The 19384-nt window shown below is 71.6% G+C and carries 15 protein-coding genes and 2 tRNA genes; 3 read left to right on the top strand and 14 right to left on the bottom strand.

Going from position 1 to position 19384, the window contains the following annotated elements; genetic code table 11:
* Positions 1-11 precede the first annotated feature (11 nt).
* The 5 genes from ACIP8W_RS03560 to leuS all read right to left on the bottom strand — a co-directional run bounded on the left by ACIP8W_RS03560 (position 12) and on the right by leuS (position 8623).
* The gene (locus tag ACIP8W_RS03560) at positions 12-2534 is read right to left on the bottom strand and encodes a ComEC/Rec2 family competence protein (protein WP_402201800.1); all 2523 of its coding nucleotides are present in this window, start codon (positions 2532-2534) and stop codon (positions 12-14) included.
* Positions 2531-3430: a helix-hairpin-helix domain-containing protein gene (locus ACIP8W_RS03555; protein WP_402201798.1), complete on the bottom strand. Its 900-nt coding sequence runs from the start codon at positions 3428-3430 to the stop codon at positions 2531-2533. Before ACIP8W_RS03555 ends, ACIP8W_RS03560 begins: the two co-directional genes overlap by 4 nt.
* A 371-nt stretch (positions 3431-3801) precedes the next feature.
* Positions 3802-4647, bottom strand: a complete 846-nt coding sequence (locus tag ACIP8W_RS03550) for a DegV family protein (RefSeq protein WP_401955729.1) — start codon at positions 4645-4647, stop codon at positions 3802-3804.
* 120 nt (positions 4648-4767) lie between these two features.
* Positions 4768-5502 carry a hypothetical protein gene (locus tag ACIP8W_RS03545; protein ID WP_402201796.1) on the bottom strand — a complete coding sequence of 245 codons (735 nt, stop codon included), beginning with the start codon at positions 5500-5502 and terminating at the stop codon, positions 4768-4770.
* 244 nt (positions 5503-5746) lie between these two features.
* Positions 5747-8623 carry a leucine--tRNA ligase gene (gene leuS / locus ACIP8W_RS03540; protein WP_402201794.1) on the bottom strand — a complete coding sequence of 959 codons (2877 nt, stop codon included), beginning with the start codon at positions 8621-8623 and terminating at the stop codon, positions 5747-5749.
* A gap of 730 nt (positions 8624-9353) precedes the next feature.
* Here leuS and ACIP8W_RS03535 point away from each other — a divergent pair.
* Together ACIP8W_RS03535 and ACIP8W_RS03530 are read left to right on the top strand one after the other, a co-directional pair.
* On the top strand, positions 9354-11051 hold the full coding sequence (locus ACIP8W_RS03535) for a hypothetical protein (RefSeq protein ID WP_401955726.1): 1698 nt from the start codon (positions 9354-9356) through the stop codon (positions 11049-11051).
* Positions 11048-12661 carry a ferredoxin gene (locus ACIP8W_RS03530; protein ID WP_401955725.1) on the top strand — a complete coding sequence of 538 codons (1614 nt, stop codon included), beginning with the start codon at positions 11048-11050 and terminating at the stop codon, positions 12659-12661. The genes ACIP8W_RS03535 and ACIP8W_RS03530 overlap by 4 nt, the downstream gene beginning before the upstream one ends.
* A gap of 293 nt (positions 12662-12954) precedes the next feature.
* On the opposite strand, the gene ACIP8W_RS03525 is transcribed toward ACIP8W_RS03530, so the two are convergent.
* The 9 genes from ACIP8W_RS03525 to ACIP8W_RS03485 form a co-directional block, all read right to left on the bottom strand.
* Positions 12955-13027, bottom strand: a tRNA-Ala gene (locus ACIP8W_RS03525).
* Between the two features lie 93 nt (positions 13028-13120).
* Entirely contained in the window at positions 13121-13354 is a 234-nt protein-coding gene (locus ACIP8W_RS03520) for a hypothetical protein (RefSeq protein WP_384923676.1), read from the bottom strand.
* A gap of 326 nt (positions 13355-13680) precedes the next feature.
* A tRNA-Ala gene (locus ACIP8W_RS03515) sits at positions 13681-13753 on the bottom strand.
* 93 nt (positions 13754-13846) lie between these two features.
* Complete coding sequence (locus ACIP8W_RS03510) at positions 13847-14500, bottom strand: histidine phosphatase family protein (protein ID WP_401955776.1); 654 nt, start codon at positions 14498-14500, stop codon at positions 13847-13849.
* Positions 14497-14937 (bottom strand): ribosome silencing factor, encoded by a 441-nt coding sequence (gene rsfS / locus ACIP8W_RS03505; RefSeq protein WP_401955724.1) that lies wholly within the window; start codon positions 14935-14937, stop codon positions 14497-14499. The genes ACIP8W_RS03510 and rsfS overlap by 4 nt, the downstream gene beginning before the upstream one ends.
* A 279-nt stretch (positions 14938-15216) precedes the next feature.
* Complete coding sequence (locus tag ACIP8W_RS03500) at positions 15217-16911, bottom strand: LCP family protein (RefSeq protein WP_402201791.1); 1695 nt, start codon at positions 16909-16911, stop codon at positions 15217-15219.
* A gap of 19 nt (positions 16912-16930) precedes the next feature.
* On the bottom strand, positions 16931-17584 hold the full coding sequence (nadD, locus tag ACIP8W_RS03495) for a nicotinate-nucleotide adenylyltransferase (RefSeq protein WP_401955722.1): 654 nt from the start codon (positions 17582-17584) through the stop codon (positions 16931-16933).
* Between the two features lie 38 nt (positions 17585-17622).
* On the bottom strand, positions 17623-17775 hold the full coding sequence (locus ACIP8W_RS03490; protein ID WP_401955721.1) for a hypothetical protein: 153 nt from the start codon (positions 17773-17775) through the stop codon (positions 17623-17625).
* Positions 17776-17916: 141 nt separating this feature from the next.
* Positions 17917-18069: a hypothetical protein gene (locus tag ACIP8W_RS03485; RefSeq protein WP_401955720.1), complete on the bottom strand. Its 153-nt coding sequence runs from the start codon at positions 18067-18069 to the stop codon at positions 17917-17919.
* 151 nt (positions 18070-18220) lie between these two features.
* Here ACIP8W_RS03485 and ACIP8W_RS03480 point away from each other — a divergent pair, with 151 nt between their 5' ends.
* Positions 18221-19375 carry a M48 family metallopeptidase gene (locus ACIP8W_RS03480; RefSeq protein ID WP_402201788.1) on the top strand — a complete coding sequence of 385 codons (1155 nt, stop codon included), beginning with the start codon at positions 18221-18223 and terminating at the stop codon, positions 19373-19375.
* Positions 19376-19384: the final 9 nt, after the last annotated feature.

Here is a 19384-nt window from a genome sequence, read left to right as displayed (position 1 = left end):
CATGACAGCCGTCATGGCGGCCGACCGGGGCCCCTTTCCCGTGGCACCGCGCGCAGCCCCGCCCCGGCCCCGGCCACCGCGATCGCCCCGTCCCGGTCCGTACGGAGCACCGCCGCCCCCTGGTCGCGGAGCGCGTCGACGGTGAGGGGCGAGGGATGGCCGTACGTGTTGTCCCCGCCCACGGAGATCAGGGCGAGCCGGGGCCGGACGGCCCGCAGCAGGCCCGGGTGCTGATGACGGGAGCCGTGGTGGGCCACCTTGAGCACATCCACCGGGGGCAGCCCCGGATGGTCGCGCAACAGCCCCCGCTGCGCGGGCGGTTCGAGATCACCGAGGAGCAGCAGCGTCGGCCCCCGGGCCACCCGCACGAGCAGGGCGACGCTGGAGTCGTTCGGCCCGTCGCCCGCCTGGGCGCCCCCGGGTCCCGGCCACAGCACCCGCCAGCTGAGCGGCCCCGCCCGCCGCCGCTCCCCCGGCTCCGCCCGTACGACGGGAACCCGCGCCGCCGCCGCTGCCCTGCGGACGAACGCCGCCTGGTCGGCGGGCTCCTCCGGCTCCGTCGTCTGGATCACGCCGACCGCCCTGCCGCGCAGCACCCCCGGCAGCCCGGCGACATGATCCGCGTGGAAGTGGGTGAGCAACAGCAGCGGTACGCGGGTGACGCCGAGGTCCCGCAGACAGCGGTCGACGAGCACCGGGTCCGGGCCCGCGTCCACGACGACGGCCGTCCCGTCACCCGCCGCCAGTACGGTCGCGTCGCCCTGCCCGACATCGCACATCGCGTACGACCAGCCGGGCGGCGGCCAGCCGGTGACGAACCGGATGACCGGCGACGGCCGCACGACCGCGAGCAGCAGAAGCACCGCGCACCCGGCCGCCGCCCAGGGACCGCGCACCACCCGGCGGGCGGCGAGCAGGACGAGAACCGTCAGTACGGCCAGCAGCAGCCCGCCCCACCAGCCGCCCGGCCAGGCGACCTCGGCGCCGGGCAACGCGGCCCCACCGCGGGCGACGGAGGCGATCCACCCTGCGGGCCAGCCCGCGACCCGCGCCAGCACCTCGGCCACCGGCATGCAGACGGGCGCCAGACCCAGCGCGACGAAGCCCAGGACCGTGGCGGGGGCGACCGCCAGCTCGGCGAAGAGATTGCACGGGACGGCCACCAAGCTGACCCGGGCCGCGAACACGGCGACCACGGGCGCGCACACGGCCTGCGCCGCCCCGGACGCCGCCAGCGCCTCCGCGAGCCTCGGCGGCACCCCGCGCCGTATCAGCGCGGCGCTCCAGCGCGGCCCGATCGTGAGCAGGGCACCGGTGGCCAGCACGGAGAGCAGAAAGCCGTAACTACGGGCCAGCCAGGGGTCGTAGAGCACCAGCAGCAGCACGGCGGCGGCCAGCGCGGGAATCAGCGTCCTGCGGCGGCCCGTACCGATGGCCAGAAGCGTGATCAGCCCGCAGGCGGCGGCCCGCAGCACACTGGCCTCCGGCCGGCAGACCACCACGAAGGCCAGCGTCAGCGCCCCGCCGAGCAGCGCGGTCGACCGTAGCGAGATCCCCAGGCGCGGGGCGAGCCCGCGCCGCTCGGCCCTCATGGCCAGTCCGGGCGGCCCGATCAGCAGGGCCAGGACAATCGTCAGATTGGATCCCGAAACAGCCATGAGGTGGAGGAGATCCGTCGCCGCGAACGCGTCGTGCAGCTCGGGCCCCACCCGTGAGGTGTCGCCGACGACCAGCCCCGGCAGCAGGGCGCGGGCATCGGCGGGCAGCCCCTCGGTCGCCTCGCGCAACCCGGCCCGCAGCCCGCCCGCCACCCGCTGAACACGGGTCGGCGGTCCGGTGACCAGAGGCGGCCCCTTCCCCTCGGCCCGCAGCGCGGCCGCGTAGCGGTCGGCCCCGTACGACGGGGGCGAGAGCCGCCCCGCCAGCCGCAGCCGGGTGGAGGGCAGCAGCCGCTGCCAGTGGTCGGCGTGGCCACCGGGCGGGACGATCACCAGGACCGGTGTCAGGACCGTGGTGATCCTCCCGCCGGACTCCGTGACCCGGGTGATGTCCGCGTCCAGCGCGAACCCTCCGCCGGCCGACCGGTCCCCCGGCCCTCTCGGCCGCACGGGCCGGGGGTCGGAGGTGACCGTCAGCTCCGTCGTGACCCTGGCGTACCGCTCCGCGAGGCCGGGGACCGGCCCCCGGCGCAGATCCGCGCCGTACAGCCCGGCGGACGCCGCCCCGGCCGCCGCGCACAGCAACACCCCTGCGGCCGCCACCCCGTTGAGCCGGTGGCGCCGCCGCCCTCCCCTGCCGGAAGCAGAAGCGGAGCCGAAACCAAAGCCGAACCGCGCCAGCAGCAGCCCGGCCACGGCGAGGCAGCCGAGCACCCCTGCCGTGGTCCACCGTCCCGGGGCGCCCAGCGCCAGAGCCGCGGCGGCCCAGGCCGCCAGGGCGAGCGGGACCAGCCGGAGGTCCGCCGGGGCCTCCTGCTCGGGGTTGGCGGATCCCAGCCGGTGCCCGGCCGCCGCGTGGACCTCGGCCCTGGTCATGGGCTCACGAGCGGCTGAAGGTCGGCGAACCTGCGCTCGCCGATGCCGCTCACCTCGCGGAGTTCGTCCACGGACCGGAAGCCGCCGTTCCTGGTGCGGTAGTCGAGGATGCGCCGGGCCAGTACGGGCCCGACCCCGGGGAGCGTGTCGAACTGCTCCAGGGTCGCGGTGTTGAGACTCACCGGCGCCGCCCCGGCCCCCGCCCCGCCCGCCCCGCTCACCGCGCCGCCACCGGCCGTCTCCCCACCGGGTGGGGGCGCCACGTCCACCAGCAGTTGTTCGCCGTCCAGCAGCACGCGCGCCCGGTTCAGCCCCGTCAGCTCCGCGCCGGGCTCGGCGCCCCCGGCCGCCTCCAGCGCGTCGGCCACCCGCGACCCGGAGGGCAGCCGCAGCACCCCCGGCCTGCGGACCTTGCCGCCCACGTCGACGACGACACGGGCCGCCCCGGCGGCGGGCGGTGGCTTCGCCCCGGCGCTCCCCGTCTCCGGAACGCCGCCCGGAGGAGCCTCCGCGACCGGGACCCCCGCACTGATCGTCTCGGGCGCCCCGACGGACCGCGGCCGCGCCGTCCAGAAGTGCTGAGCGGCGAGCACCGCCGCCACCACGAGGACCACCGCGAGCGCGGCCAGCGTCCGGGGCTCCAGCCCGCATCGGAGCTGGACCCACAGCGGCAGCCGGTCGCGCAGCGCCGCCACCTTCCCCGCGCCCCCGGCCGCTCCGCCTTCGGCCTCCCGGCCCCCGGTCTCCGCGACGGCCGGAGCTTCCAGCGAAGCCCCGGCCGTCCCAGCGGCCCCGGTCCGGTCCACCGACGCGGCGGCGAACAGCGCGTCCGCCCGTTGCCTCGGAGACCCGGAGGGACCAGAGGAACCGGAAGCCGCGGAAGACGCGGAAGGCACGAGGGACCCGTCACGGCGAGCCCTGTCGCGACGAACCCCGTCACGACGGACCTGATCGCGACGGATCCGGGCCGGGCGGACCCTGCCATGACGGGCACGGCAGTCGGAGCCCGGGACGCGGCCCGGACCGCTGGTTGCGGAGCGTGATCGAAGAGCCATGCCACAGGACGGTAGGCATATCCGCCCGACCTCGCTGAACAGCCCGGATTTCCGTGGACAGAGCGCCAGTTGTGGATAACTCGGTCACCCGAACGAGCGGTCGAGCAGCCGATCCATAGAGCGGTCGAGCAGTCGAGCCGCCGATCCCTGGAGCGGCCGAACAGTCGAGCCGCCGAGCAGTCGCTCCGGAGAACTCCCGCCCCCAGCCCCCATCAGCGCAGCGAGATCACAGCCCCCAGCAGCCCCGGTCCCGTATGCGCGCCGATCACCGCGCCCACCTCGCTCACATGCAGATCCACCAGCCCCGGCACCCGCTCGCGCAGCCGCTCGGCGAGCGCCACGGCCCGTTCCGGCGCCGCCAGATGGTGCACGGCGATGTCCACCCGGCTCGTACCCGCCCGCTCGACGGCGATCTCCTCCAGCCGGGCGATGGCCTTCGACGCCGTACGCACCTTCTCCAGCAGTTCGATACGCCCGTCGTCGAGCTGGAGCAGCGGCTTCACCGCGAGCGCCGAGCCGAACAGCGCCTGGGCGGTGCCGATACGGCCGCCCCGGCGCAGATAGTCCAGGGTGTCGACATAGAAGTACGCGGACGTGCCCTCGGCCCGCTTCTCGGCGGCGGCCACCACCTCGGCCGACGTACCACCCTCCGCCGCGGCCTCGGCGGCGGCCAGCGCGCAGAATCCCAGCGCCATCGCGACCATCCCGGTGTCCACCACCCGCACCGGCACCGGAGCGTCCTTGGCCGCGAGTACGGCGGCGTCGTACGTCCCGGAGAACTCGGCCGAAAGATGCAGCGAGACGATGCCCTCCGCACCGGCGTCAGCCGCCGCGCGGTACACGGCGGCGAAGACATCGGGGCCCGGCCGCGAGGTGGTCACGGAACGTCGCTTCTGCAGAGCGAGCGCCAGCGAACGGGCCGAGATCTCGCTGCCCTCCTCCAGCGCGCGGTCGCCGAGCACCACGGTCAGGGGCACCGCGGTGATGCCGTGCCGCTCCATCGCCTGCGGCGGCAGGTAGGCCGTGGAATCGGTGACGATCGCGACATGGCGGGACATGAGCGGGAGGTTACCCGTCGTCGTACGGGACCGGCAGGCCGCCCCCGTCACAATGATCGATTATCCGGTCGAATCAGCGATCGATTCCGGCCGGGGCTCACAGGGCAGTCGCAGACCCGATCAGGTCGTGGTCTCGGGCCTGGTGTGTCCCGCGGGCTTCTGCCAGGGGTACGTGGTCTGCCGCCGGGGATCGGGCGGCTCGATGGCCCGGTCCCGGGCCGGTCCCGGCGCCGCCCCCGGCGCCTCAGCCGATGCCGACGCAGACGCAGACGCAGACGCAGACGCAGACGCAGACGCAGAATCCGACATCGAATCCGACGACGACCAGTGCCGCAGCGCCCCCGACTCCATGTCGATCTGCGTGCTCAGCGACGACAGGTCGTCCTCCGCGAACTTCCGCGCCCGGTCCCGCGCCGCCCAGCGCAGCGAATCCGCCGAGTGCGTGATCCGCTCCGTGCGCTCCCGCAACTCCACCAGCCGCTCGGCGACCCTCGCCCGGTCCGGGTCCCGCTCCAGCTGCCGCAGCTCGTCGTCCAGCTCCCGGCCGTGCACGCTCAGCCGCTCGAAGAGCCCGATCGACTCCGCCAGCGAGGCGTCCTCGGCCACGCCCGCGTGCAGCGCCTCCTGGGTGGCCCTCATCGACGTACGCAGCCGCAGCCTCAGCTGGGCCAGCTCGCCCGCCACGCCGCCCTGTCCGAGGCTCCTGGCCCGCAGGGTGGTGTCCTCCACCGTCCTGCGCGCCTGCGAGATCGTCCGGTCGACACCGCGCTTGGCCGCGCCGATCGCCTTGACGCTCGCGTACGCCCCCAGCGCCATGAGGGCGACGAAGAGAAGCGCCATGATCGTGATCGTCATCCCGACGTCCATGGGCGCCCCTTAGCGTTGGTCACATCACCTCGTGGCCGGGGTGTCCGCGCCACCCCTCCACCGTAAACCGAACGGGCAGGCCGTGGGTCCCGTCGGAACCCCCAACCTGCCCGTAGGGGAAAGCCCTGGGTCGTACGCCCGAGCCGTATGCCCGAGCCGCGCGCCCGCCGCGATTACGGCGGTAACGCGGGGCACGTTTACGCGGGGAGCGCGTTTTACGCCGGGAGCGCGTTTACACGGTAACGATGTTCACCAGCTTCGGCGCCCGCACGATCACCTTCCGGATCCCGCCGCCGCCCAGCGCCGCGACCACCCCCGCGTCACCCAGGGCCAGCGCCTCCAGCTCCGCGTCCGAGATCGACGGGGAGACCTCAAGCCGCGCCTTGACCTTGCCCTTGATCTGCACCACGCAGGTCACGGTCTCGTCCACGACGTACGCCGGGTCCGCGACCGGGAAGTCCTGGTGCACGACCGAGTCGGTGTGGCCCAGCCTGCGCCACAGCTCCTCGGCGATGTGCGGGGCCAGCGGCGCGATCAGCAGCACCAGCGACTCGGCGACCGACCGGGAGACCGGGCCGCCCGTCTTGGTCAGGTGGTTGTTCAGCTCGGTGACCTTGGCGATGGCCGTGTTGAAGCGCAGCGCCGCCATGTCCTGGCCGACCCCGTCGATCGCCTTGTGCAGGGCGCGCAGCGTCGCCTCGTCCGGCTCGGCGTCCGTGACGGTGAGTTCGCCGGTGGTCTCGTCGACCACATTGCGCCACAGCCGCTGGAGCAGCCGGTACTGGCCCACCACCGCGCGTGTGTCCCAGGGCCGCGAGACGTCCAGCGGGCCCATCGCCATCTCGTACAGCCGCAGGGTGTCCGCGCCGTACTCGACGAAGATCTCGTCCGGGGTGACCGCGTTCTTCAGGGACTTGCCCATCTTGCCCAGGACGCGGCTGACCTGCTCGCCGGCGTACCAGTACGTGCCGTCGCGCTCCTCGACCTCGGTCGCGGGGACCGCGATACCCCGGCTGTCGCGGTAGACGAAGGCCTGGATCATGCCCTGGTTGTACAGCTTGTGGAACGGCTCGACCGAAGAGATGTGCCCCAGGTCGTACAGCACCTTGGACCAGAACCGCGCGTACAGCAGGTGCAGTACGGCCTGTTCGGCACCGCCCACGTACAGGTCGACGCCGCCGTGCGGCTGGCCCTCGCGGGGGCCCATCCAGTACTGCTCGATGGCCGGGTCGACCAGCTTCTCGCTGTTGTGCGGGTCCAGGTAACGCAGCTCGTACCAGCACGAACCGGCCCAGTTCGGCATGGTGTTGGTCTCGCGGCGGTAGCGCTTGACGCCCTCGCCGCGGCCCAGGTCCAGATCGACGTGGACCCACTCCTCGTTCCGCGACAGCGGCGTCTCGGGCTGGGTGTCGGCGTCGTCCGGGTCGAAGGTGCGCGGCGAGTAGTCGTCGACCTCCGGCAGCTCCAGCGGCAGCATCGACTCGGGCAGCGCGTGCGCGGTGCCGTTCTCGTCGTAGACGATCGGGAAGGGCTCGCCCCAGTAGCGCTGCCGGCTGAACAGCCAGTCGCGCAGCCGGAAGTTGACCGTGCCCTCGCCGATGCCCTGCTCGGTCAGCCAGCCGACCATCCTCGCCTTGGCCTCGGACACGCCCAGACCGTTCAGGCTGACGTCCGGACGGGCCGAGTTGACCATGGTGCCGTCGTTCGAGGAGAACACGTCCTCCCACGTCGACGGGTCCGCGTCCCGGCCGTCCGTCGGCTCGATGACGGAGCGGATCGGCAGCTCGAAGGCGCGCGCGAACGCGAAGTCACGGCCGTCGTGCGCCGGTACGGCCATGATCGCGCCGGTGCCGTACCCCATCAGGACGTAGTCGGAGATGAAGACGGGGATCTCTTCGCCGCTGACCGGGTTGGTCGCGTACGCGCCGGTGAAGACGCCGGTCTTGGTCTTGGCCTCGGCCTGCCGCTCGACATCGGACTTGGCCGCGGCCTGCTTGCGGTACGCGTCGACGGCCTCGGCGGGCGTCGCGTGACCGCCCGTCCACACCTCGTGCGTGCCCTCGGGCCAGGCGTCGGGGACGACCTTCCCGACCAGCTCGTGTTCCGGCGCCAGCACCATGTACGTGGCGCCGAACAGGGTGTCCTGACGGGTCGTGAAGACGGTGATCGGATCGGCTCCCGCGACCGGGAAGTCGACGCGCGCGCCCTCGCTGCGGCCGATCCAGTTGCGCTGCTGGAGCTTGATGGAGTCGGGCCAGTCCAGCGCGTCCAGGTCGTTCAGCAGCCGGTCGGCGTAGGCGGTGATGCGCATGTTCCACTGGCGCAGCTTCGCCTTGAACACCGGGAAGTTGCCGCGCTCGGAGCGGCCGTCCGCGGTGACTTCCTCGTTGGCCAGTACGGTGCCCAGCCCGGGGGCCCAGTTGACGGGGGCGTCGGAGGCGTACGCCAGCCGGTACCCGCCCAGGACGTCGGCGCGCTCGGCGGCGCTCAGCTCACTCCAGGGGCGCCCGTCCGGTGTCGCGCGCTCCCCGCTCTCGAACTGGGCGGCCAGCGTCTCGATCGGGCGGGCCCGGTCGGCGTCCGTGTCGTACCAGGAATTGAAGATCTGTACGAAGATCCACTGGGTCCACTTGTAGTAGTCCGGGTCGATCGTGGCGAACGAGCGGCGCCGGTCGTGGCCCAGGCCCAGCCTGCGCAGCTGGACCTTCATGTTCTCCATGTTGGCCTCGGTGGAGACCCGCGGATGCGTGCCGGACTGCACCGCGAACTGCTCGGCGGGCAGGCCGAAGGCGTCGAACCCCAGCGTGTGCAGGACGTTGTGGCCGGTCATCCGCTGGTGGCGGGCGAACACATCCGTGGCGATGTAGCCCAGCGGGTGGCCGACATGGAGACCGCTGCCCGACGGGTAGGGGAACATGTCCATGATGAACTTCTTCGGCCGCGCGGCCAGCTCCGGATCGCCGGCCAGCTCACCGGTCGGGTTCGGCGCCTCGTACGTGCCCTCGGCGTCCCAGAAACCCTGCCAGCGCGCCTCGATGTCGGCGGCCATGGCGGCCGTGTAGCGGTGCGGCGCCAGCGGCTCGGGCATAGCGGGATTCGTCTCGCTCATGATTCTCTGAAGCTCCATCGATCGTCTCTGCCTGCGGATTCGACCGTGCCCGTCAGCGCCATCGAGTGGACGGCCGTGCCGGTCGGTGAACGAAAAAGACCCCTCGCACAGGAGGGGAAGCCACGCTGATTCCGACCGGATCTCTCATCCGTCGGGACTGATCAGCGCGGCCCGCTCAGCAGAAGGCGTACGGCACACATGCCCCCAGGGTACCGCAGCGTACGACCCGGACCACACGGCGAGGATGGCCGGAAGCGTACGGCGGAGAATGTCGCGTCCACGCCGAAACGTCGAAGCGTGCCGCGGAGCCCGAGGAGCGCCGCGTCCGCACGGCCGGATCGTGCCCGAACGGCCCCCCGGCCGAACGGGGGGAGGACGGAAGCGGGGAGAGGATGAGGAGAGAATGAGGAGAGTCCGGGCCAGGAAGGGTCAAGAGGTTGACAGATGCTGTTGACAGGAGTGCGCCGATGGGCATATCAGGACGCAGGCCGGGGGGCGGAGCAACCCCCTTACTCCGCGAATCCCCCCTATCCGGGCAACTCGAGAGTCGGATAACTCACCTTCACCTGGTTAAACCTTCAAACCGAGTGCTGCCTGGTATGGCTCCACTTAGCATGCCGCAACGGGACCGCTTTCCCGAGCCCTTCGGAGTTGCCCCCCTATGAACCCTCTTAGCTCGCTTGGCACGTCATCCGATCCGGAAACCAGCAGGGTCCGGCAGATCTCGGGTGTGGCGACCCTCGCCGCCCTGGTACTGATTCCCGTCGCCGCCGTCACCGGAGGCGACGCCTTCCGCGCCTTCATCGACTTCGGTGCGGGGGTGCTGTCACTGCTGTCCCTGTCCGGCGCCGTCGTCTGGGGTCTGATAGCCACCGACAGACTGCTGCTCGCCCCGCGCCAGCGCCTGATAGCTCAAGGAATTCACCGGGCCACGGCGGTCGCCTCGGTCGGCTTCCTGCTGCTGCACGTGAGCATCAAGATCTCACTCGGCAAAGTCGCCCTGATCGGCGCCCTGTTGCCGTTCGGCCTCGGGATCACCGGCACGAGCGGCCTCATCGGCTTCGGTTCGCTCGGCGGACTCCTCATGATCGTCGCAGCCACCACCGGCGCGGCCCGCAGCGTCTTCTCGCTGCCCGGCAAATACGCGTACAAGTGGCGGGCGATGCATATGCTCGCCTACCCGGCCTGGTGTTTCGCCATGGTGCACGGGCTCTTCACGGGCCGTCCCGCCGCCACCTATGTCACCGTCATGTACTCGGTGGTCATGGTCGGGGTGGCCGGGGTCGTCTCCCTGCGGCTCCTCCCGCGCGAGTCCCAGAGCCGGATCGCCGAGGGGATCGTGGCGGTTCTCGGCTCCGCCGGCGACAAGCGGGCGGCCCAGGAGGCCCCCCGTGACCTCTTCTCGATGCCCGGCGGCTCGATCCCCGGCGGCGGGACCATGCCGATGCAGCGGGAATACCAGCCGCGCCCCCAGCGCGAGCAGCCCGCGCAGTCCCCGATCGAGGCCCCGCGCAAACCGCAGCCGCGGCTCCCCGCCCCGTCCCCCCAGCTGTACGAGGCGACACGGCCCATGGCCGACCCGATGGCCGAGACCTTTGTCGCGCCGCGCGGCGGTGACGCCTTCGCGGGCTTCGGCTCGGAGGGCCTGCAGGAGTCCGGTACGGGGCTGTCGGCCGGCTACCGCGCGATGTCGCAGTCCGGCGGCGCCGACGCGACCGCCCGGATGCCGATGCCTCCGCAGCAACAGCAGCAGTCCCCGCCCAACGCGGACATCCCGCTCGCCGAGCGCGTCCTCATGACCGACGAGATCCCGGTCATCCAGGACGCGCCCACGGGCCGGGGAGGCTGGGGCGCGCCGATGCCGCCGCCGCCCGGCGAGGCCGCCTTCACACAGCCCTCGCAGGCCCAGCCCGTCCCGTACAACACGGGCGCGGTCCCGCAGCAGTACGACACGGGCGCCACGCCCCAGTACCCCGGCGCGGCGGCGGCGCAGCCGCCCGCGTTCGATCCCGGCGCGATGGGCGGGAACCAGCCGTACGACCGGGGCAGGCCGCCCCCGTACGACCCGGACGCGCCGCAGTACGACACGGGCAGCATCCCGACGTACAACACGGGTGCCGCCCCGCAGTTCAACCCCGGCGCGCCCGCTTCCCCGTACGGGCCCGACGGTGCTTCTCCCTACGGCACCACCGGCCCCGCGCCCTCGTACGACACCGGCTCCCTGCCCCCGTACAACGCGGGTGCCGCCTCGCCGTACACCACCGGTGCCGTCCCCGCGTACGACGCCAGGGCCTACGGCGGGCAGGCTCCGGCCACGCCCGATCCGTACGCGCAACCGCCCGCATCCAACGGAAACCCGGCCAACAATCCCCTGTATCCGCCCCCGGCCGGGGAACCCTGGAACGCACCCGCAGGAGAGCGACCGTGAATCGCCCCACCCCGATCGTCGATGTCCCCGAAGTCCGTGTCGTCGGCCTCCCCGTCCTGACGCAGGGGTTCGACCTGGTCGAGCGCCTCGATCTGCCCATGCACCTCAAAGTGCACGGGCCGCTGGAGGCGATGACCGGTGAGCGGCTGGCGCAGCTCGCCGAGAACATATCCCTGACCGGCCGCGGCGGAGCGGGGTTCCCGTTCCACAAGAAGCTGCGGGCGGTCGCCAAATCCGCGATCAGACGTGGCGTACGGCCCGTCGTGGTGGTCAACGGCAGTGAGGGCGAGCCTCCTTGCCGCAAGGACACCGTGATGCTCAACCGTGCCCCGCACCTGATCCTCGACGGCGCGCTGCTGGCCGCCGAGGCGCTCGGCGCGCGCACGCTGATCGTCGTCGTCACCCGTAACTCCACCGAGGTGTCCGTCCGCGCGGCCCTCGCCGAGCGCGGGCTCACCGACCGGCGCGGCGCCGCGCTCCGCGCCAAGGTGGTCCGTACGCCGGAGCGCATGGTCTCGGGCGAGGCATCGTCCGTGATCCGCGCCATTGGCGGCGGCCCCGCCAAGCCGCCGGGGCGCCGTGAGCGCGCCGCCGAGTCCGGTGTCGCCGGTCTGCCGACGCTGCTGTCCAACGCCGAGACCTTCGCCCAGCTCGCCGCCAGCGCCAGGATCGGCGCCCGGCGCTACTGCGGTACGGGACTGGAGGACGAGCCCGGTACGGTCATGCTGACCCTCTCCGGTGCGGTGGCCCGTCCCATGGTCATCGAGGCGCCCACGGGCGTGCCGCTGCGGTACATCCTCCAGATGGCCGGTGCCCCGCCGATGCCCCAGGGCGTGCTGACCGGCGGCTACCACGGTGACTGGATGGACGCCGTGTCCGCCCATGAGGCCGTCATCTCGAAGAAGTCCTTCAAGTCCCTCGGCGGGGCGCTCGGCGCGGGCGCGATCCTGCCCATCGGCCCCGAGACCTGCCCGCTGGGCGAGGCGCTGCGGGTCGCCAACTGGCTGGCGGCCGAGACCGCCGGCCAGTGCGGTCCGTGCAAGCTCGGGCTGCCCGCGGCGGCGGGCGGGCTCTCCGATGTGATCAACGGCGGCGGGCAGGCCGCCCTGGAGGCGCTGCGCGCCGTGATCCAGGCCGTCAAGGCCCGGGGGGCGTGCCAGCACCCCGACGGCTCCGCGCGGTTCTTCTCCTCGACGCTGGCGGCGTTCACGGACGACCTCGCCGCGCATGTGCTGAACGGCGGCTGCGGGCGCGAGACGACCGGTGTGCTGCCGCTGCCCGAGGACGGCTACCAGGAAGCCGTCGAGTCCATCCCGAGCGGCGGCAGGCTGGCGATCGACTGGACGCTCTGCCAGGGCCACGGCCTGTGCGCCGACATCCTCCCGGAGCTGTTCCGGATGAGCCCGGACGGCTTCCCGACCCCGGCGAAGACGGACGTCCCGACGCACCTCCAGGGCGCCGCCCAGCGCGCGGTGCGCCGGTGCCCGGCGCTCGCGCTCCGCTTCGAGCAGACGGCGCCCCCGGCACCCAAGAAGGCCGCCCCCTCCCGGGCGGAGCTGCCGGCCGGCAACGGCGGTCGCCGCAAGGCGCTGGGCCCCGGCCGGGGCTGAGGCCGAGGCCGCGTGCCGCTGAGCCGCACGCACGTCGACGGAGGCGGGTCCCGTTCCCCGGGGCCCGCCTCTCCGCGTACAGGAGCCGCACGAAGCCGTACAAGCCCCGCGGGAACCGCCAGGAGCCGCGCAGGAGCCCCGTGCAGGACGCCCCACAGGAGAAGCCCGTACAAGACCGGCTCGCGCAGGACGACTCGCACAGGGACCGGCCCGTACAGGGACCGGCCCGTACAGGGGCATACGAAAGAAGCGGGCCATCCGGTTTCGGATGACCCGCTTCTTCTCATCTACGGTGGAGCTAAGGAGAATTGAACTCCTGACCTCCTGCATGCCATGCAGGCGCTCTACCAACTGAGCTATAGCCCCTCGTGGATGCCGCCCGGGTTTCCCCCGGCGACATCGCCAACTTTAACGGTCTCTCCGCCCACCACCAAATCGATTCCGTTCGGCGGCCACGGGTCACGCCGTCGCGAACGAGTAGAACCGTTTGAGCGTGCAGTGTTCCTCAAGGAGACGCCCGTAGATCGGCTCACCCTCAAGCTCCCGGTAGGTCTCGATGGGGTCGCCTTTTATGATCAGCGCCCGCGCGCACTCCTCGCACCAGTACTGGTACTCGGTGTTGAGCGGGTCCATATCCCTGACGATCGGCGTACCACTGCCGCACCAGTCGCATTTACGCCTGTGGGCACCCATCAATCAGCTCGCGCACTCCCTCCCGGTCCGGCCCTTCGCCCCCCTCCGGTCGTCCGATTCTGCCATGACCAGGGGCGGCGGTCAGCCTGAACTGGCCTGCCTGTAGGGGCTCATACCGGACGCCATCCGACGGAAGAGCCCTGATCACACCGAGGGGACCGGCCGCCGGCAGCCCGCCGCCCAAGATCGCGTAGCCCATGCCCCCCGGCGGGACCCGGCGACCCCGGCGGGTACACACACCACCGGGTCCGGACAAACGGAAAATCCCGCCCCCTGTGGGAACGGGATCCGATGCGCGGTATCGATGACACCGATCGCGCTGATTGTGGAGCTAAGGAGAATTGAACTCCTGACCTCCTGCATGCCATGCAGGCGCTCTACCAACTGAGCTATAGCCCCTTGTGTTCTCGCGCTGTGCGCTGCGAACAAGAAGAACTTTAGCCTGTGACCTGCCGGAAAGTGAAATCCGGTCCGGTCCCCGCCCGAGGCGGGTCAGTCGTCGTCACCGAGGACCGGCTCCGGGAGGGTGCCGGCGTTGTGTTCCAGGAGGCGCCAGCCGCGCGCGCCCTCGCCGAGGACCGACCAGCAGCAGTTGGAGAGCCCGCCGAGCCCTTCCCAGTGGTACGCGTCCAGGCCCAGCAGCCGGCCGATGGCCGTACGGATCGCGCCGCCGTGGCTGACCACGACGAGGGTGCCCTCGTCGGGCAGCTCCTCCGCGTGGCGCAGGACCACCGGAGCGGCCCGGTCGGCGACCTCGGTCTCCAACTCGCCGCCGCCGCGCCGCACGGGCTCGCCGCGCTTCCAGGCCGCGTACTGCTCGCCGAACCGCCCGATGATCTCCTCGTGGGTGAGGCCCTGCCAGGCGCCCGCGAAGGTCTCGCGGAGCCCGGCGTCGTACGCGACGGGGAGCCCGGTCACCGCGGACAGCTCCGCGGCCGTGGCGGCGGCCCGCCGGAGGTCGGAGGCGATGATCGCGTCCGGCTTCAGGGAGGCCAGCAGCCGGGCGGCCCTGCGGGCCTGCCCGACGCCCTCGGCGGTCAGCTCGATGTCCGTGGAGCCCTGGAAGCGGCGCTCCAGGTTCCACGCCGTCTGACCGTGGCGCCACAGGACGACGCGGCGGCCCCTGCCGCCCTTGCCGCCGCTCAGCTCAGCTCACCGTCCGCGTCGCCGGCGTTCCCGGTGACGTCGGCGTGCTCCTTGGCCTTGCCGCGGGTCTTGACGGCGTCCTCGGGCAGCGACAGCTCGGGGCAGTCCTTCCAGAGCCGCTCCAGGGCGTAGAAGACGCGCTCCTCGCTGTGCTGGACGTGGATGACGATGTCGACGTAGTCCAGCAGGATCCAGCGGGCGTCACGGTCGCCCTCGCGCCGTACGGGCTTGGCGCCCAGCTCCTTCTGGAGACGCTCCTCGATCTCGTCGACGATCGACTTGACCTGGCGGTCGTTGGGCGCGGAGGCGAGCAGGAAGGCGTCCGTGATCGACAGCACGTCGCTGACGTCGTACGCGATGATGTCGTGCGCGAGCCGGTCCGCGGCGGCCTGGGCGGCGGCGTTGACAAGCGCGATGGAACGATCAGTAGCGGTCACTGGCAGGCTTTCGTCGGTGGTCGTGGCGAACGGCGGTGAAACCGCTCGTGCAAAACCCCAGGGTCTCACGGACCACCGACAGCCGGGACAGCTGTGCCGTACGGGACGGAGGCGAGCACCGGACGGCGGCAGCGGCGAGGGCCGGGGCAGTGCGGGGACGGACACCCACCGGACGCTCCGGCGAACGCCTCGGCGGGACACCCACCGGCACCCGCCGAAAGCCCCGCCCCTGCCCTGCTCCCCGCTTCCGCCCCCGCCCCGCCGACCGCGTACGCCCGGCTAGTCGATCTTGTAGTCCTCGCCGAGTACGACGGAGACATCGGCGTTCGTCGCCGCCTTGCCCCGCTGCACCGATCCGTCCGGCAGCCCGAGCGTCTTGGCCACCTCTTCCGCCCGGCCCTTGTTCGCCGCGTCGCCGTAGACGACACGGGAGGAGGGCACCGCCTCGGCCGTCCCCGCGTCCACGAAGCTGTAGCCGCCGTTGACCAGCTTGATCCTGGCGGACTCCGCCGCGTCCTGGCTCCCGCTCGCGTTCTTCACCCCGACCCGGGCCGCCGCGCCCTCCTCGGGCGCGCTGACCGAACCGCCCAGGATGTCCTTGACCACGGTCTCTGCGGTCCGCTCGCTGAGGGTGCCGTTCTCCTCGACGGGCAGGAGCGTCGTCCGGTAGTCGCCCACCTTGGCGTGCTCGGCCAGCTTGGCCAGCGAGGCGCCGAGGTCCTTCTCCGGCAGCGAGGGGTCGAGGATCTGGCCCAGGGTCTCGACGGTGAGCGTCGCGCTCTCCGGGTCGTCGGAGATCTTCCTCAGGATCCCCTGGAGGACCTGGCCGAACCGCTGGAGCTGCTTGGCCTCGGGCTCGTCCGGTGCGCGATAGGTGGCGTACGCCACGGCCGCCCGTCCGTCGAGCGTCTCCCTCTCGCCCTTCGCGACCAGCGGGTCGTCGCCCTTCTTCGCGCCGGGCACCTCGGTGTCGGTGGTCACCTCGATGCCGCCCACCAGCTCGACGAGATTGTCGAGATAGGGGGTGTCCAGCCGCCAGGTACCGGAGATCTCGGTGCCGAGCAGGGTGCCGATGGCATCACGGGTGCCGTCCGAGCCGTCCTCGTCCACGGACTTGCCGAGCGTGGTCGAGACGCCGTCGTCGTCCGCGACGGAGAGCGAGTTGGGCAGGAGTACGGTGCTGCCCCTGCCGGTCGTGGAGTTGTTGACCAGCAGCGCCGTGGAGGTGCCCTTCGCCTTCGTGTTGTGCAGATGCACCACGATCACATCGCGCTTCTGCGGCCCCGAGGCGGTGGCGCGTTCGGTGTCCCCGGAGGACATCCCGGGCAGCAGCCCCGCGTACGCGAGGTAGCCGACGCCTCCGACGACCACCAGGGCGAGGACGACGGCGAGGATCACCACCCGGCTGCGGCCCCGCCGCTTGGCCTCCTCGCGGCGCTCCGAGCGGCTCTCGGTGAACTTGAGCCAGTCGATGACGTCCTCGGAGGACTCGCTCGGCTCCTCTATGAAGGAGAACTGCTCCGTCTTGTAGTCCTTGTTGCCGCGCTCCTCCCCCTCGGGCCGCCGCTGTCCGGGCACGGCCGGCTGTTCGGGCACGGGGGAGCGCTCGGGTACGACGGGCTTCGCGGGCGCCGCCGGTTCCACGGGCGGGACGGGCGCGGGCGGCTGCTCCTGGAGAGGCGTTTCGACGGCGACAGGCTGCTGTTGCTGCCCGTACGTGCCGCCGTAACCGTCGTAGCCGTACCCCTGTGGGGGCTGCTGCTGCGCCTGCTGCTGCGTGTAAGGGTCGTAGTACCGCTGCTGTTGCTGGGGCTGTTGGGGCTGCCCGTACAGGTCGTACTGCTGCTGCGGTTGATGTTGCTGGGGCTGCTGGGGCTGCTGATACACCGGCTGCCCGTACTCGTCGTAACCGACGAGCTGGGGCTGCGCGTAATACGGGTCGTACGGGTCGTACGGCTGCTGCTGGTCGTTCACCGGTGCCCCTCTCCGTGGCTCATTCGCCGCGGTACAACTGCCGCTTGTCGATGTAGCGCACGACACCGTCCGGCACCAGATACCAGACCGGATCGCCCTTTCCGACCCTCCCCCGGCAGTCGGTCGACGAGATCGCCAGCGCGGGCACCTCCACCAGGGAGACACCGCCCTTGGGCAGCCCGTCGTCCGTCAGATCGTGGCCGGGCCGGGTGACGCCGATGAAGTGGGCGAGCGAGAACAGCTCCTCGTGGTCGCGCCAGCTCAGGATCTGGGACAGCGCGTCCGCGCCGGTGATGAAGAAGAGGTCCGCGTCGTCGTTGAGCGTCCGCAGGTCCCGGAGCGTGTCAATCGTGTACGTGGCGCCACCGCGGTCGATGTCGATACGGCTGACCGAGAACTGCGGGTTGGACGCCGTCGCGATGACCGTCATCAAGTAACGGTCCTCTGCCGGGGACACCGCGCGGTCGCTCTTCTGCCAAGGTTCCCCGGTCGGTACGAAGACCACCTCGTCGAGATGGAACAGGGCGGCCACTTCACTGGCCGCCACGAGGTGTCCATGGTGGATCGGGTCGAAGGTCCCGCCCATCACGCCGAGTCGGCGCTTGCCACTGCCTGATCCGGAGTGGGGAACGGGAACGGGACCAGGACCGCTAGACGCTTGCTGTTCTCCCATAGGCGCAGAGCCTACTGGCACCGGATGACGGCTCCGCCTCAGCGGTCGCGGTTGAAGCGGGTGGTGATCCACAGCAGCAGAAGGAGCGCGAAGAGCGCGCCGCCGCCGATGAGCGCGGGGTTGAGGCTTTCGTGATTGCCACCGCCCTCGGCGAGCGTGACCAGGTTGGCTGCGGTGCCGGTGAGGCTCATCTTCTGCGGGCCCTTTTCGTCGGGGAGTCGGAGAGGTCGGAAGACCGGACCGGAGCCGGACCGGTCGGAGACCGGACCGGGAGACCGGAGGGAGACTTCGCCCACATCGTATGCGGGGGCGCCGGGCACGCCCACGCCGACTCAGTCGTTGTGATCGTTGTCGCGGTATCCGCGCAGCAGGACCCAGGCGAGCAGAGCGGCTCCGACCAGCGAGACGCCCAGCACGACCCGCAGCGTATAGCCCGGTCCCTGCTGATCCGATACGGCGGCGAGCAGGGTCGTGGTGTGCGGCATGTCGGTTGCGCTCCTCGGTCTTTTCCGGTCGGACCCGGGTTCTTTCCCCCGGAATCCGGCCATAGGTCCCCCGGCACACGGTAGTCCCAGCGCCTAGGCTGGAACCCGTCAGGGGGGACGAGCCTTGGACTCGTACGAACAGGGGATATCCATGACAGATGACCGTCACGAGGCAGCCGGGCACGAGGCGGCCGATCACACGAACGTGCCGAGCAGGCAGCGCAAGCGCTTCCCCGGCATCTCGTCGCGGGCGTACGAACACCCGGCGGACCGCTCGGCGCTGGTGGCCCTGCGCAAGCTGAGCGGCTTCGACACGGTGTTCAAGGCCCTCAGCGGACTGCTGCCCGAGCGCAGTCTGCGGCTGCTCTTCCTCTCGGACTCCGTGCGGGTGAGCGACGCCCAGTTCGCGCATCTGCACGCCATGCTGCTGGACGCCTGCTACATCCTGGACCTGGAGAAGGTCCCCACGATGTACGTGGCGCAGGACCCGAAGCCCAACGCCATGTGCATCGGCCTGGACGAGCCGATCATCGTGGTCACCACCGGGCTGGTGGAGCTGCTCGACGAGGAGGAGATGCGGGCGGTCGTGGGCCACGAGGTGGGCCACGCGCTCTCCGGTCACTCCGTCTACCGCACGATCCTGCTCTTCCTCACCGATCTCGCGCTGAAGGTCGCCTGGATCCCGCTGGGCAATGTCGCGATCATGGCGATCGTGACGGCGCTGCGCGAGTGGTTCCGCAAGTCCGAGCTGTCGGCGGACCGGGCCGGGCTGCTGGTCGGCCAGGACATCCAGGCGTCGATGCGCGGTCTGATGAAGATCGCCGGTGGTAACCATCTGCACGAGATGAACGTGGACGCGTTCCTGGCGCAGGCCGAGGAGTACGAGGCGGGCGGCGACCTGCGCGACTCCGTACTGAAGATCCTCAATGTGCTGCCGCGTTCGCACCCCTTCACCACGGTGCGCGCCGCCGAGCTGAAGAAGTGGTCCGAGAGCCGCGACTTCCAGCGGATCATGGACGGCCACTACCCGCGCCGGGAGAGCGACAAGGACGCCTCCGTCACGGACTCCTTCCGCGACTCGGCCGCGCACTACGCGCAGACGGTACGCGGCAGCAAGGACCCGCTGATGAAGCTGGTCGGCGACATCGCGGGCGGCGCGGGCGATCTGGGCGGCAAGCTGCGCGACAAGTTCACCGGCGGCGGCGCCTCCCACAACGGCGGCTCTGCCGACAACCGCGGCTCCAGCGGCAGCGGTTCCAACGGCAGCGGTTCCAACGGCAGCGGTTCCAACGGCGACAAGGGCTGAGAGCGCGGC

The organism is Streptomyces sp. NPDC088554 (assembly GCF_044752945.1).
GTDB lineage: Bacteria > Actinomycetota > Actinomycetes > Streptomycetales > Streptomycetaceae > Streptomyces.
Note: the sequence above shows the minus strand (reverse complement) of the source record. Positions and strands in the feature narration are given on the sequence as shown.